Origin of the sequence: Bacillus sp. 123MFChir2 (assembly GCF_000383235.1) — a bacterium.
GTDB lineage: Bacteria > Bacillota > Bacilli > Bacillales > Bacillaceae_G > Bacillus_A.
Map to the genome: position 1 here is coordinate 1 of NZ_KB910945.1, position 16120 is coordinate 16120.

13 protein-coding genes are annotated in these 16120 nt (G+C 36.4%); 8 read left to right on the forward strand and 5 right to left on the reverse strand.

From position 1 onward, the window contains the following. Window positions 1-323, forward strand: a 323-nt coding sequence (locus tag H280_RS26470) for a transposase (protein ID WP_034303804.1), incomplete at its 5' end; no start/stop codon positions are given. Between the two features lie 226 nt (window positions 324-549). On the opposite strand, the gene H280_RS26475 is transcribed toward H280_RS26470, so the two are convergent. From H280_RS26475 to H280_RS0112640, 4 genes are all read right to left on the reverse strand, one after another. Further along, window positions 550-894: a hypothetical protein gene (locus H280_RS26475; protein WP_020061492.1), complete on the reverse strand. Its 345-nt coding sequence runs from the start codon at window positions 892-894 to the stop codon at window positions 550-552. Between the two features lie 14 nt (window positions 895-908). After that, entirely contained in the window at window positions 909-2792 is a 1884-nt protein-coding gene (locus H280_RS0112630; RefSeq protein ID WP_020061493.1) for a vWA domain-containing protein, read from the reverse strand. 3 nt (window positions 2793-2795) lie between these two features. After that, a complete protein-coding gene (locus H280_RS0112635) occupies window positions 2796-3689 on the reverse strand; it encodes an ATP-binding protein (protein ID WP_020061494.1) in 894 nt (297 codons plus the stop codon). A 135-nt stretch (window positions 3690-3824) separates the two neighbouring features. After that, window positions 3825-5351 (reverse strand): cardiolipin synthase, encoded by a 1527-nt coding sequence (locus H280_RS0112640; RefSeq protein ID WP_020061495.1) that lies wholly within the window; start codon window positions 5349-5351, stop codon window positions 3825-3827. Window positions 5352-5618: 267 nt separating this feature from the next. Here H280_RS0112640 and H280_RS23600 point away from each other — a divergent pair, with 267 nt between their 5' ends. The 5 genes from H280_RS23600 (at window position 5619) to H280_RS0112665 (ending at window position 11339) form a co-directional block, all read left to right on the forward strand. Then, window positions 5619-5978 (forward strand): 6-carboxytetrahydropterin synthase, encoded by a 360-nt coding sequence (locus tag H280_RS23600; protein WP_196810726.1) that lies wholly within the window; start codon window positions 5619-5621, stop codon window positions 5976-5978. A 4-nt stretch (window positions 5979-5982) separates the two neighbouring features. Then, window positions 5983-8388: a 6-pyruvoyl-tetrahydropterin synthase-related protein gene (locus H280_RS23605; RefSeq protein ID WP_020061497.1), complete on the forward strand. Its 2406-nt coding sequence runs from the start codon at window positions 5983-5985 to the stop codon at window positions 8386-8388. Then, on the forward strand, window positions 8385-8969 hold the full coding sequence (xrtG, locus tag H280_RS0112655; RefSeq protein WP_020061498.1) for an exosortase family protein XrtG: 585 nt from the start codon (window positions 8385-8387) through the stop codon (window positions 8967-8969). Before H280_RS23605 ends, xrtG begins: the two co-directional genes overlap by 4 nt. Further along, a complete protein-coding gene (locus H280_RS0112660; protein WP_020061499.1) occupies window positions 8966-10321 on the forward strand; it encodes a TIGR03111 family XrtG-associated glycosyltransferase in 1356 nt (451 codons plus the stop codon). The genes xrtG and H280_RS0112660 overlap by 4 nt, the downstream gene beginning before the upstream one ends. Window positions 10322-10616: 295 nt before the next feature. Continuing rightward, window positions 10617-11339: a Firmicu-CTERM sorting domain-containing protein gene (locus H280_RS0112665; RefSeq protein WP_020061500.1), complete on the forward strand. Its 723-nt coding sequence runs from the start codon at window positions 10617-10619 to the stop codon at window positions 11337-11339. Window positions 11340-11394: 55 nt separating this feature from the next. On the opposite strand, the gene H280_RS0112670 is transcribed toward H280_RS0112665, so the two are convergent. Continuing rightward, complete coding sequence (locus tag H280_RS0112670; RefSeq protein ID WP_020061501.1) at window positions 11395-12819, reverse strand: amino acid permease; 1425 nt, start codon at window positions 12817-12819, stop codon at window positions 11395-11397. A gap of 439 nt (window positions 12820-13258) precedes the next feature. Between H280_RS0112670 and H280_RS0112675 the strand changes: the two genes are divergently transcribed. Next, window positions 13259-14233, forward strand: a complete 975-nt coding sequence (locus H280_RS0112675) for a phosphotransferase enzyme family protein (protein ID WP_020061502.1) — start codon at window positions 13259-13261, stop codon at window positions 14231-14233. Between the two features lie 351 nt (window positions 14234-14584). Beyond that, the gene (locus H280_RS0112680; protein ID WP_020061503.1) at window positions 14585-16045 is read left to right on the forward strand and encodes an alanine/glycine:cation symporter family protein; all 1461 of its coding nucleotides are present in this window, start codon (window positions 14585-14587) and stop codon (window positions 16043-16045) included. Window positions 16046-16120 lie beyond the last annotated feature (75 nt).

Genomic DNA, 16120 nt, shown 5'->3' on the forward strand with positions numbered 1-16120 from the left:
TACGCTGTTCTACAATTGAGCGGAGTTTTGCCGATGCAAAAGAACTACATGGCTATCGATACGCTCGGTTCCGAGGGATGAAGTCTGTCCAAATACAGGCATATCTCACCGCAGCCTGCCAAAACATGAAAAAAATAGCCCTTCATCTGACCAGAAAGGGTCAGTTGAAGGGCTGTTTTTCTTATTTTTTATTGTTTCGTACAATTTTTTTATACATAGTTACAATAAAGGTCATCAGAGGTTGGGAAACCCAAAGGGTTTCCCAACACTCTGAAGAACCGATTCAATGTGTTGAATCGGTTCTTTTTTGTCAGCATGTTTAAAGTTAGCCTATATAAATCCATATAGATTGCTGCGATGGAGAAAAAGGAAGCTGAAGTCGTTTGCCATCGCTGGTTTTAACTGCGCATGTGGCAGAAAAAGGCCCTGACCGCTTCTATGCACGGCCAGATGCTCTCGCCCACTTAAAAAGAATAGTTCTATGTTGTTTTTTTCATTTGCATTTATATAGATTTCACTTCATGTATATCTATATTTCCTAGTGCGGTGTTAGCTCTCGGGATATTGCCTTTCCGTTTCTTCAAACTGTTTTTCATATTCGTTGCTAAATGCTTTATGTGTTTTTTGATCTTTATCCCAAGGATTTGATTTTCCTAATTTTTTATTGGAGGCAGAACCGTAAGGCCCTTCAGGAAACTCCTCAGGAATGACATATTGATGTCTAGCTTGAGCAGTAGTAACATCTGTATATTGTTCATCCATTTTGGAAGAGAACCATCCTTTCACATTTACTTGATTCTTAATATGCCCCCAAAAATTTTTATTTTTTATCGGCGCTTCGACACGAAATAAAGACCCCTCGACAAAAAACGAGCAAAAAACCAGAAGCTGCACCGAGCTCCTGGTTCCTATTCAATCGTCTTCAATAGTAATTTCTTCAATAACGGTTTAATCTTCAATCGTAAATCTTCCGCATGATTCGCTACTAAGAAGTGGTGGTTGTATATATTTTTCATCAGTTGATAGGTTGCTTCTTTTGCTTCGCCTTCTTCGATAAAGATCCCGATGACTTCTATACCGCTTTTACGAGCAAGTTTTACAGCTTCGTGTGTATCTAAAATGCCATCTTGTTGATAGTCTAACGCAGACGGTTCGCCATCTGTGAAGACAAGCAAAAATTTATGCTTTTCCTGACGTTTCGCAAGTTTTTCGGAAACGATACGAATAATGTATCCATCGCGGTTATCTTCTTCTTCACGAAGTTGCATCACTTCTGGACCAATGCTTGGCAGCGTTGAGTTTTGATAAGTTACGACTTCATGAACGACGTTTGGCTTATTCTCGGGTGTAGCACTAGAAGCATCTTCCCAAAATCCGCTAATAGCGTGCGGAATTTTTAACGATTTTAAAGCTTCATGGAAAAGAACGACGCTTTTTTTCGTTTCTTCCATTTTGTTATACATCGAACCAGAGCAGTCAACCAATAGTTGAAAGACAACGTCAAGCTCTTGTGATTCTTGTCCTTTTTTATAAAACATACGTGGTTGTTTTTCTGTATAAATACGCAGGAACTTTTTACGAAGTCTTCCATAGTATTTATCAGCATTTGCGTTCGTTTTATTTTCAATTGTTTTTTCGATGATTTTCTTTAGTTCTTTTACATCTTTATTTACGACAGATTTGATCGCTTGATAGTCTTTCTTTTCGTCAGGCTGCGGTTTGCGAGCTTCTTTAAAAATATGCGTGGCGCCGGCGTTATATTTACCGTATACACCTTCACTTTGGCTAGAAGCATGAGAGCCCCTTGTATCTTCAGTATCTGCACCGTCGAAGTTCGACTGCGTACTTTTTTGGGAAGTACCTTGCACAGAAGCAAGTGCTTGATCACTATCCTCAGATTCACGGGCCGTATCACCCATCATATTTGTTTTTGTACCGCTCTCTAATTCAAAGCGTAAGAAGTTTTCGTTTTCATTGTTTTTATTTTCACGATGCCAAGTTGAAAAACTTTCATTGATTTTACTTTTATTATCGTCATCATCAACAATTTGCACATCATCGTTTGCTAATTCATCTACTCGTTCTTCAATTTTGTCAAAAATGACAGAAGTATTGAGCGGAGCAAGGCCGAAGTAGTTATTAATCATATCATGCTCTAAAAGCTCTTCTAAGCGATAGCGAATTTTTTCGACAACATACATCGTATCTTCTGTTGTACGCGTTTGGAATGTTTCGTGTAAAATTGCTTCAATGTGCTCAAAGTAGTCGTTGTTAAACATTTCGTATTTGTCGCTCGTTACTGTTAAGTAACATAAGCAAATAAGCATATCAGCATGATAATTACGGATCCGGTTAATTTCATATTGTGAGCTGAAATAATTTCGATACATTTCTTTGCGGCGTGCAAAAATTGGTTTTGTACCAGGACGCTCTCGCTTCACAATTTCTTCAACTCGTAAATCTTCTAATAGAACGAATAACTGCGTTAAAAAATTTTTAAGCGGTGATTGCTGTAATTCTTTTGCATAACTACGAATCAATTTCATATCGGAATGATGTTTGTAGCCAAGCGCTTTTAAATATACTTCACTTTTTAAGCCGATTACTTTATCCGCTTCGCTTCGATCATCCCAAAAATGACTGATGACAATTTTATTTTCGATTTCGTCATAATATGCTTTATATCCATATTCTAAATACGCATTTTCTTCTTTTAAAAGGGCGTACATTAAATTTTCCATTTGCAGAAATAGAGACGCATCGATTTTCTTGTCGCTAAAAATTTGTCTCATGAATTATCCCTCAAAGAAATAGCTTTCTGCTAATTCACGTACCGTCATTTGTTCCGTCTCATCGCTTAATTTTGCAATAATGCTTCGTTCAATTGCACGCATTACTGGAATATAGACACTTAAATCACACGCATCGATAATACCGCGAATACTTGCAGCTTCTTCACTTACACGACCATCGCGAGCTAGCGGCATTAAGTCGCTTGCGAATGCCACAAACTTTTCGATTGTTTCTGCATTCTGTAATTTTGATTCAGCTAATAACAGTTCTTTTAATGTTTCACCTTGAATATAAGGAACTTCAATAATAACGAAACGGTTTTTTAACGCTTCATTTAGTTCGCTCGTTCCAACATACCCTTCGTTAATCGCAGCAATTACACGATATTCATCACTGCCATACACAACTTCTTGTGTGAATGGATTTGTAATCATTTTTCGGTAGTCGAGTGCACCGTGAAGAAGTGGAAGTGTTTCTGGTTTTGCCATGTTAATTTCATCGATATAAAGAAAGTGACCATTTTTCATGGCCTTCATCAATGGACCATCCACGAAAGTAACTTCAGAGGCACCTTCTGTTGTTGTTAATGTGTTGTATCCTAAAATTCCTTCTACATCTAAATCAACAGAGCAGTTAATGCTATGCATTGGCTTTTGAAATAAATAAGATAGCGTTTCAGCAAGAACGGTTTTACCGCTTCCAGTAGGGCCTTTTAAGAGAACGTTTTTGCCAAGAAGTAAGGCAGTAATCGCATCTTCGATAATGCTGTTATCTGCTGCTTTGTACATTTTTGTTCCAATTAAAGTAGCAACATTGCCCGCTGCCTGTTTATTTGTTTCATGAATAGTTACAAGTTGCTCTTTTAATCCTTCATGTATATGAAATTGTTCTAACATGTATTTCCCACCTAACATTATTTTCATAAAGTAAACAATCCTTCTTATGATAACGTGTTTTCATAAGTGAAGCAAAGAAAAAACATCTTCCAATTTGGAAGATGTTACCTTATGTGCGCTGATAGAAGTTTCACTTTATAAAAGCGGGGAAATAAGTCGCATCAGTGATTCGAGCATTCTTTTTCGAATGCTCCTTCTTTGAAATACTTCCCAACGAATTTCTGTAGAATCCTTAAAGTCTTGTTCAAAATCACGTTTAATATCAAGGACAGTCTGTGAATTATACAACATAGCAATTAATTCATAATTCAGTTCAAAACTACGAATGTCCATATTTGCTGTACCAATTGTTGCAACTTCATCATCAATTAAGACAATTTTAGCATGCATAAATCCATCTTTATAACGATAAATAGAAACACCTGCTTCTAATAATGGGGAAAAGTAAGACTGAGAAGCTTGGTCGCTTATCACGCTATCGCTTATGCCAGGGTATAGAATACGAACATCAATTCCAGCAATTGCGCTTAAACGTAATAATGTTAATGTTTCTTGATCGGGAATAAAGTATGGTGTTGCAATCCAAATAGAACGTTTCGCTGATGTCATTGCTGCTAATAGGGCATTGCGAATTGTTTTGTCATTTGCACTTGGTCCACTTGCGACGATTTGAACAGCACCTTCTGCCTGGACTGTCGACCCTGGGAAATATTCTTTCTTCATAAAAGGTTCCCAAGAATAGCTGTTTAATCCACTACGTGCGTATAACCAATCTTCTAAAAAGAGCGCTTGTAGTTTGTATAATGCTTTCCCTTCAAGTTTTAAATGACTATCTCGCCAAATTGGAAATTTCTTGGAACGCCCAAGGTATTCATCTCCAACATTCAATCCACCTGTAAAACCGATTTTCCCATCAATAATAATGCTTTTTCGGTGATTCCGGTAATTGACAGTTTCGATTAACCATGGAGAAAGAACAGGATCAAATTCTACCACCTCGATTCCTGCATCCTTCATCGGTTGCAAAAAGGTGCTTCGTAATGGATAGCTTCCGAGGTCATCAAATAAAAAGCGGACAATGACACCCTCTTTTGCTTTTTTGATTAAAGCATCTCGAATCTTTGTTCCAATTTCATCAGCTCGATAAATGTAGTATTGAATATGAATATGGTGCTTTGCTTCTTGAATGGAAGACAAAATTTCTGCAAAGGTTTCTTCTCCATTTGTTAATAATTTTGCTCTAGTTTCATCAGCAATAGGGCCACCGCCAAATTTTTGAATGATTGTAGTTAAATGGACAGAGTGTTCATTTAGAGACGATGGTATTTCTTGTTTCAATCGTTTTCCTTCTAAAATTTCACGGAACAACTTTCTTTGTTCTTCGGAACGATGTAAATGTTTTCTTCGGCGCCATTTACTTCGGCCAAATAATAAATATAAAAATACGCCGAAAATGGGGAGAATTGCTAATACTAAAAACCAAGCTAACGTACTTTGTGGGGATCGATTTTCAATAAAGATGACGAAAGCAATACCGACAGCTGTAATAAAGAATACGGCTCCAGCGAAAGTATATAACGATATAGATGATCTGTTTAATAGCATGAGTAAAATAGTTGAAATGGAAATAACAAATAGTAATTGCAGAACACGATTTTTCATTGGTAGGAATGTCACCTTTTTCTAATTAGTTATAGCTATAGCTTTATTATAAAATGTTTTATTTACATTAAACAAATGGGAGCAGACTTGTTTAATGTTTTAGAAAAGAGATAAATTTACATAGGTCGAAAGGGAAATACTATTGTTGTAACTGCTCTAATGTAATGGGAGTTTGAGATTTAGTTTTTGCTACTTTGTGTTTCATTATATACTATGTACTCGTTCTGTATGAAGGGACGCTACAAAATGGTTGAAGGAGAAATTATAATGATTACAAAATATCGTCTACATTTTTATTTGAACGCAAGGCATTATGTGTCTATTAATGGGAAAAAATCAGATGTACATCCCCATACATGGGAAATTACATTACTTATTTCACATAAAAGAGAAGAAGAGTTACATTTTGCTCATATTGAAAACGTCATTGGAGAATACTTAAATGAATATCAAGGAATTTGTTTAAATGATTCTCCCAGGTTTTCAGGAAGAAATTGTACGATGGAACAAATTGGACGAGTCTTTTTTGAAGATTTGACAGAGCGTTTGCAGAAGCAGGATGTCCCGCTTGAGGAATTAACAATTAATGAGAATCCAATGCGGCAATATGTGATTCAGAGAGGATAGGAGTATGAAATTTGAACAACGAAAACAAGTTGGGTTGTTTCTTTTTCACCTTTTTTTATTAATAGTATGTGCGTTACTTATGTCATGGTATGTGAATCGTTTCGGGCGTTATCCGTGGGGGTCGGATACATATGGACACTTATATAAAGCAAATTTACTATATGAAGAATTTCAAAAAGGAAATTGGTATGTGAATTATAGTGCCGAGTGGTATAACGGATTTCAACCATTTCGATTCTGGGCACCTTTATCTTATTACATTTTAGCTGTATTACGAATGTTGACAACGGATATGATTTCGGCGTATCAACTATTTTATATGTTTCTGTTTATTGTAGGTGGACTTGGCTGGTTATTGTGGGGAGTGTATACAAAACGACAATGGTTAGCGTTTTGTATTAGTATACTATGGTTCTTCGTTCCAGAAAATCTTCGTATTTTATTTGCAGAAGGAAATGTTCCTTTTTGTACGATTACATCAATGATACCCTTTCTATTTTTACTATTTTACCGTGCAGTACGTGAAAAAAGACTTCACTTATATCTCCTTCTTTCTATCTTAATGGCAATCATAACACTCATTCATCCGATGTTAACAGCTATGGTCGGTCTTTCCTTCTTTTTATTTTGTCTTATCGATTCAATTGTAAATAAAGAGATGATTCATAAATTTATTGTACTGATGTATGCTGCATTAGGGATTTGTTTATCTGGATTTTGGCTATTTCCAGCATTAAATGGCGGCATTATTGGAATGGATCGAGAGGCTAATTTAGAAGTAATGGCACTACACTCGTATCCATTAAGTGTATCGCTGCATCCATTTTTACGTTTTCAGGATATCGAAATTTATTATTTTGGCTGTTCATTTGCTGCTTTAGCTTTATTTGGTTTACTCTTTAGTTCTAAAAAACAGGTGACAGGTTTTTCAGTTGCGTTATTCATTATGATCGGCACAACAAAACTAGCATTACCCCTGCTGCAAAACATGCCTTTTGTTCAAGTGTTATGGATGCGCCGCTTTACGGCAATGGCGATGATAATGATTTTGTTCTCTTTTTTACTATGGAAAAATCTTCGTAAATCGTTCATGTGGCTGTTTATTTTGTTGTTAGCTGTTGATTCGGGAGCTTCTTTTTATACAATTGGGTTTAACCGAGAATTTCCGAAAGGACAAGCTGAAGATTTAGATGTAGCAATTTCTGCAGCATCGCAGCGGATCGCGATGTTAGATAACTCCGAATACGGTTCGTTTCCAAGTTATTATTTATCCTATCATGGAATGCAAAATAAGGTGAAAGATCAAGTGTATGGCTGGGCATGGCAAGGAGCAACAACGGCACAAAATTTAGTACAAATAAATACAGCATTAGAACATGAATATTATGACATTTTATTTGATCGTACGCTAGAAACAGGTGCGGATACATTCGTATTAAAGAAGAATTTTGTTAAGCATCCTGAGGAAATGAAGAACGCGGTCAAACGAGTAGGATATGAATTACGAAAGGAAACACCTAGCAACTATATTTATAAATATCCTATTGAAGGGAACTTTGGAACGAAAGTGCAATATGAGGGGATTGCAATTGGGAAATATGCACCCAATATTACGTATATGTTCCCGCAATTGTTAATAGGGGACAGAATGAAAGTTGATGACTACACGTTTAGCGAGTTGAAAAATTATAAAGTTGTTTACATTTCAGGATTAAATTACAAAGACAAACAAGCAGCAGAACAGTTAGTGAAAAAATTATCCGATCATCATGTGAGGGTGGTAATCGATACAGCTGGAATGATAGAACCATTTCTGCATGTAAATGTGCAACCAATTGCGCTGCAAAATCAGTATGGGGAATTATTTTATAAAGGTAAAAAAATGAAGACAAAACCGTTTCCTAAACAATCAAGTGATTGGAGAACGAATGTTATTAGTGATACAACTGATTTAGATTCACAGTTATATGTGAATAAGCAGATTTTTAATTACCTTTCGAAAAGCCAAAATGAAAATGTAATGTTTATGGCATTAAATATTCCTTATTATACGTTTGTAACAAAAAATGTGGATACACTCCAAATTCTTGAGGATCTATTGCAATTAAAAGCTTACACATTACCGAAGAGAGAAGTTGTACCAGTACGTTTAAAACGAAATCATAATGAAGTCATTGTTGATAGCGAACAAGTAAACGTACTTGTACCTGTTGCAGCAATTGATGCTTTTCAAACAGTAGAAGGTACATATGAAAAAATGAATCAATTTATAAACATGAAGACGAAACATGTGAAAGTACATGTTGGCTATCCGTATATGATGCAAGGTGCTGTTTTATCTGTGAGTGCTTTATGCATCATTTGTAGTTTATCGTATGGAATATATAGAAGAAGGGAGGGAGAAACATGAGCTCCATTATCATTGGTATGCTACTGATTGTACTTTGTATTTTCGGATATGTGATGATGCAACGGATTGAATTACGCTTCTTTGCTTTTATAGTAGGAAGCGTAGGTTTTTTTACAATTTGTATGCTGTACTTTCTGCCTTACGTTGAGAAATACGCAAACATTGTAAATTCCTATGTGTTAGAGTGGATTTCGGCCGTATTTCTAGTATTTAATGTGCATCGTGAATTTGCATTCGTAACAATTGAGACGGGGAAAGGAATTGTTACGATGGTATTGAATTATGAATGCTCCGGCGGTATTGAACTGCTCGTGTTTCTTTCTCTCGTTCTTTTTTTCCCATTTGGAAATATAAAAACAAAGGCATTATCAACTATTTTTGGTTTATTCTTTTTAATTGTCGCGAATATTTTGCGGCTACTATTCATTATTATTGTCACAAAGATATTTGGAGCGGACGCATACAAACTTGTTCATATGATATTCGCTCGCATTCTTTTCTTTGGTTTAACCGTATATCTTTATTATGTATTATTTACACTTGTTCAAATTCGCTATCAGAAAGTAGGTGAATTAAAGTGACGATAGATGTTTTGTTACATGAATTCTTTTTTTGGACCGTGTGGCTCATTATTCCGTTACTAATTGACTTATTTACTGGCTTTGGAAGTGCTATTGTTGTCTGGCATGCTTATTTCAGAAAGAAAGAGACAGAATTAACTTTTTTTCCATATGTAACGATTCTGATTCCTGTTTATAATTCTGAAAAAACATTGAGAAATTGCTTACAGTCAATTGTAGATCAACAATATCCATTGCAAAATATACAGGTTATTTTGATTGATAATGGGTCAGAAGATGAATCTTTTGAAGTGTTTCAGCAATTTCAAATGGAGCAGCCGATTTTAAATATTAGATATATAAAATCAAGGCAGGGAAAGGCACAGGCATTGAATCAAGGAATATACCTTTCACGAGGAAGATACATTTTAAATATTGATTCAGACGGTATGCTTGATGCAAGAGCTGTTTATAATACAGTAAGAAAATTTGAAGAAGATGTGAATATTGCAGCAATGACTGGTGTTGTCATGATCAATCCACAACTCATTCAAGAAAATTGTAAACCGTTATTTAAATTATTACAGCGCTGTGAGTTGTTTGAGTATGTAGAAGCATTTTTGGTAGGTAGAGGTTATCAATCAAATCGTAATTCTATTTTCACATTAGCAGGAGCGTTTTCAGCATTCCGAAAAGAAGTAGTAACAAAAACACAAATGTATAATATTGAAACACTTGGAGAAGACACGCATATGACAACGCAAATTCGCCTTATGTACAATGGAAAAGTAGCATTATGCGAGGACGCTTTTTTCTATGTAGATCCAATCGAATCAGTAGACCGTTTATACATGCAAAGGCAACGTTGGCAACGCGGGGGGATAGAAGTTACCGCTTTATTTAATACATTGTTAAGGAAAAAAATGCGAGGTAGTTTAGATGTCATTCGCTATACAATGATTAAAGACCATACATTAATTTTTTCGAGAATGATTTGGATCTTTGCGCTCGTATATTTAATGTTTTTGGATTATCCATTGTATTTGATTGTAACAGCAAATATCATTCTTTATTTCGCCTATGTAGCAAATTCGTTGTTGTTTTATCTTGTTTCAAAATTGTATTTGAAGTCACAGCCAAAGATAAAGAAATATATGCGTAAACATCTATATACAGTATTTCTACTTCCGTTTTATCGAATGTTTGTCTTCTTTTGCCGCATTGCTGGAACAATTAACGCAAAGGAAGAAAGAGCAAACTGGAATACACGCACATTAAGTGAAGAAATGCAGATGATTAGTGAGAGAATAAAGAAACGGTTTTCCTTCTATTTTAAATTGAAGAAATGGATGAATGGCGGCGATAGTAAATGATTTATCCCGCTATTCGTGGACAGTAAGACTCCCACCTCAAAATTCAGCGAAAGCATTGTCCAGCTCTAGCGGCTAGAATCTCCGGTCGTTTCGCCCTCTCGGACGAGGAAAAAAGCGCCTCTCCGCCCTGTGCTCCAACGTCCTGCGATTCTAAGCGAGCCGCTTCCCCTTTTCTTAAGAAGTTAGGCGGGAGATAAACTGTCCGTAAAAGCCCGATTGGTGAGGGCTAATAATCAGTGGGGGATGAAGAAAACCCCCACTGATTAAAGTTTCACTTTTATGGAGGAGATTTACCATGAAATATGGAAAACTACTTGTGTCATTTTTAGTAATTGTAAGTGTATTACATATCGCTAAGCTACAAGTACTCGCAGCTACTAGGAAACCTGCTATTACAATTGACGGAAATTTTTCCGATTGGACTAGTATGCCGTATGTTTCAGATATAAAAGGTGATGTGCCAAATGGAATGAATCATGAAGATATTACCGGTGTTAAATATTATTCTGATGGTGAATATTTATATTTATATGTAGAGAGGCAATCAGCAGGACATCATAAAGATAGCTGGACATTTCATGTTGTATTTCCAGATGCCACGCAAGGTGGACAAGAGAAGCGGGAATATGTCGATATCGATGGGAAATGCCAAATGATGCAGTATCGCTATCCAATTGTATGGGTAGGTAATGTTGGGAAAGGAAACCAATATGCTGTAAAGGTAATAGCGGGAAGTTATCAAGAACAAACTCTTTCCGTGAGTAGTAATAAGAAGCAAATAGAATTTCGAGTCCCCTTAAAAGAATTTGGGTTAGATAAACAAAGGGAAATTCGCTTTGCTTTAAAATCAAACTTAAGTGGACAAGCTTGTCCAGCGAAAAATACAATCGATTGGGTTCCAGGCAGAGATGGATGGATCTATATTGATAATGGACCAACATTATGGCAATTCTCTGCAAGTGCTGGGTTTGGAATCGTTGGATTTGCAGCATATCGTATGTTAAAAGGGAAACACTAGTTGGATATGTAGCTGAAAAAAACACTAGCTCCTGAATGAGCTAGTGTTTTTCGGTTTAACTGACTTTTGTATCAAGTGTATCTGATTTCTTTTCAATCGTATTTTTCATAATGAATGGATAAAGAACGAGTCCAACTACAAATAATCCGATTCCTAGTAAGAAAGTTTTCATATCAGCTGTTCCTGTTTTGATAACCCAAATGGAATAAATAAGAGCAAGTACTGTGATGAATCCGTCCAATTTGCGAGAGCCTTGCATGTTGTTATATGTTTCACCAGTAAGAACGAGTTTTAATTGATACATTGTTGAAACAAGATATGGAATTAAATAAGCAAGCGTAGCGACGACAATTGCAAAGTTATACGCTTCTGATACTGACCCGGAAATGGTAGAGAATAAGAATATTTGTGTCATGATATTTGTTAATAACAATGAGTTTTTCGGACTTCCTTTTTTATTTGTTTTTCCAAAGAATGCAGGGAATAGTCCGCTTTTTGCTGCTTGATATGGAACTTCTGCACTTACAACGATCCAGCCTACTGTAGAACCGAATAGAGAAACAAGTGCTAGAAAGGCCATAATGTATGCACCTTTATTACCAATCGCCATGTTTAATGCATCAACTAATGGTTTTTGCGATCCTTTTAGCGCTTCTTGTGGAAGAGCACCCATTGTTAACAATGTAATGGCTACATAAATAAGAAGAGCAATGACTAATCCAAAAATCGTTGCTTTTTTTACATCGCGCTGTGACTTTGCACGGTTTGAAAGCATAACAGCTGATTCAATACCAATAAACGCCCAAAGTGTTGCGATAGCAGCAGCATTGATTTGTCCGCCTAATGGAATGGATCTTCCAGCCTCATTCATAAACGTTTGCCCATCGCCGAAATTCGCTGCATTAAAAATGAATAATGTAATGATAATAAACATCGTAAATCCAATAATTTTTGCAACAGTTGCAAGTAAGTTCATATTACCAGCACGATCAATATTTTGCGAAAGAATATATTGAATGCCCCATAGCATCACACTACATACAGCAAATGTTAAGGCTTTTCCTAGTTCTAACGAGAAACCATTTGTCGTGAACAAAACTTGTTTACTTTGCAGAACTGGGAAAAATGTAGATAAATATCCTGCAAATGAAATAATGACAGAAGCTGTTGCCGCCCAGTTTGCCGCCCAGTATCCCCACGCCATACTATAACCAGCAACTTTACCAGCTTTTGGTGAAGTGAACATTGCTTGTGCGTAACTTTGCGGACCTGCCTTTAAATTTGGTTTTCGCATTGCTAAGTTTCCAAACACGAGTGCGATCATAAATACACCTAGCCCGGTAATTGTCCATGCAAGTGTAGATCCCATTGGTCCTGATACTTGTGCTAAATTTGCCGGAAGCATAAACACGCCACCACCAACCATATTTCCAACAACGAATGCTGTTAAAACCCATAAACCCCATTTTTTTGTTTCCATGATTGTCTAACTCCTTTTGATGATAGTTTTTTTATTTTATGATTTATTGTACCTAGTGTTTTTTGGAAATAAAAAAGAGCCATGTAGATAAAAAATACCTACATGGCTCTTTGCCTAACGTAGGTACAACGGGAATAACCCTTGTACCTACGCGTGAATTTTTCCGCTAGGTTTCAAGGGTTTACGTATGATGATGATGTTTTTGTGCAAATGTAACTACAGTTGTATTAGTAAGCATAGTTCTTTGCTCCCTTTCTCCTCTGATTTTGAAGTAAGTATACTACATGTTTTTTAGAAAGGGAAGAGAAAAAACATATTTTTATAAAAATTCATTTTATTGGTTAAATATTCGAGGTGAGTTTTCCTTCAATATTTTATAGATTTTAGCAGTGATTTTAAGATTTATGGCGAATTATGTAGAGAAGAGAGGAGTGGTTATATGGAATTGGCGGTTGAAAAAGTGTTTACAAAAGAAATTTTACACGAAGGAGCGAAGCGCTTCGGGGTAACCGTTATGGAAGAACCATTAGGGGACTTTGAAAATTATATTTTTCGTGCTGAGGGAGAAGATTGTACACCATATGTTTTACGGTTGACACATTCCTCTCATCGTACATATAAGCAAATTGAGGCGGAATTAGATTTTCTAGCATATCTCGGGAAAAATGGTGCAAAGGTAGCAGCGCCGCATCGCTCAAAAAGTGCCCTATTTGTAGAAAGTTTGCAAGCAACTGATGGAACATCTTTTTACGTTTCACTTTTTGACTATGCAAACGGAGAAAGCGTGAAAGACGAAGATTCTGATGTTTGGAATGATACGCTTTTTTACGCGTGGGGGAAAGCGATTGGCCAGTTACATCGACTTACGATGGATTATCCAAAGACGGAGAACCGTATTACATGGATAGACGATGAAATTACTGTTATTGATATGTTACAAGAAGATAAGGAATTGCAGGAAATTGGATATGGAGTTGTAGCAGAAATAAAAAAAATACCTGTGACAAATCGAACATTTGGATTGATTCACGGAGATATTCATCATGGGAATTTTCACTATGAAAATGGAGAGTTAACCATTTTTGATTTTGATGATGCCACGTACAATTATTTTGCGCATGATCTTGCGATGATTTTATATTACTCTGTTTTACGAAAAGAGTGGTCAGAAGAAGAAAAGGCAGCTTTTACTCGTCACCAGTTGCAAGTATTGCGGGAAGGATATGAGACAGAGCACATTCTTGATGATTCCGTATATGATATGATACCGCTTTTCATGCGCCTTCGAGACGTTGCTTTATATGGAACGATAATGAAAAAGTTTAACGGTAAAGAAATGCCAGAGCATTTTCAAACATTAGTCAATGGTATTTATAAGAGAATTGTTGCGAGAAAAGCAGTTGTTGAATGGTAAGGAAAGTGAGAACTGACTTAAAACACTGTTATGGTGGTTTGGGTCAGTTTTTTTACTATATAAACCCAAAGCCGAAAAAACCCCTTTCCTTTTAGGTGAACGAGAGCATCTGGCCATGCATAGCGCGGTCAGGGTCTTTTACAAAAGGAGAGAGCATTTACAGCCGCTTATATGACGAAAAACGAAACGAATTTGAGTACATATAATAGAACTCTTTGTTAATCCAAAATCACTTCTGTGTTTTTATACAAAAACATGTTTATTTTATCAAAATAATATTGTATTTCACAAGGTGTATATCTTATAATTTTTATATATTCTGAAAATTCTTAATAAAGAGGAGGAGGATCCGTGGAAGCTTTCGTCAATTGGTTAAATGGGATTGTATGGAGTCCTGCACTTGTTTACTTATGTTTAGGGGTAGGTTTATATTTTTCGGTTCGAACGAAATTTTTGCAAGTTCGATATGTAGGTGAAATGGTAAAGCTTACATTTCAAGGGGAAAAGTCAGAAGCTGGTGTTTCTTCGTTCCAAGCGTTAGCACTTTCTTTATCAGGGCGAGTTGGAACAGGAAATATTGCCGGAGTGGCGACAGCAATTGCCTTTGGGGGACCAGGAGCGGTCTTTTGGATGTGGCTTGTAGCCTTTTTAGGAGCTGGTTCTGCTTATGTCGAATCAACACTTGCACAAATTTATAAGACTAAGTATAAAGGACAATTTCGTGGTGGTCCGGCGTATTATATTGAAAAGGGACTAGGGATTAAATGGTATGCGATTATTTTCGTGATGGCGACAATTCTTGCGACCGGAATGTTGCTTCCTGGTGTACAGGCAAACAGTATTGCAGTGAGCTTGGAAACAGCTTTTGGCATTAATACGTCTGTATCGGGAGCGATATTAGTTGTTGTATTAGGTCTTATTATTTTTGGTGGTGTAAAGCGGATTGTAAATGTAGCACAAGTTGTTGTACCGTTTATGGCAATTGGGTATATTCTTGTAGCTTGTTTAATTGTTGGGATGAACATTGATAAATTGCCAGATGCTTTTATGCTTATTATAAAAAGTGCATTTGCGTTAGATGCTGCATTTGGAGGAATTATCGGTTTAGCAATCTCTTGGGGTGTAAAACGCGGTATTTATTCAAATGAAGCTGGTCAAGGAACAGGACCTCATGCAGCAGCTGCTGCGGAAGTATCTCACCCGGTCAAGCAAGGACTTGTACAAGCATTTTCTGTTTACATTGATACATTATTCGTATGTTCTGCAACGGCGTTTATGATGATTATTACGGGGATGTATAACGTATTTGATGTAAGTGGAAAAGGGTTTCTTGTGAATAATTTAAATGGTGCAGAACCAGGCCCTGGGTATACACAAGCTGCTGTTGAATCTGTTTTCCCTGGATTTGGAAGCGGTTTCGTTGCCATTTCTCTCTTCTTCTTCGCATTTACAACGATTATGGCATACTACTACATTGCAGAAACAAATATTGCCTATTTAAATCGTGATAAAGACCGCCCTTGGATGATATTAATATTGAAGTTTATCTTCTTAGCAGTCGTATTTTATGGATGTGTGAAAACGGCATCGACAGCATGGGCCCTTGGAGATATTGGTGTTGGTATTATGGCATGGGTAAATATTATTGCGATTATACTCTTACAAAAACCAGCATTGTTAGCACTAAAAGACTATGAGAAGCAGAAGAAAGAAGGAAAAGATCCTGTATTTGATCCTCAAGAACTTGGGATTAAAAATGCTGATTTTTGGGAGCATGAATATAAAAAAGATAAACAAGAAGAGGTTTCGTAAACGAAGTGAAAGAAGCAAAGAAAGCAATTTCTTTGCTTCTTTTTTTGTCTAAAAGATTACTAGTTATTTTTTTTA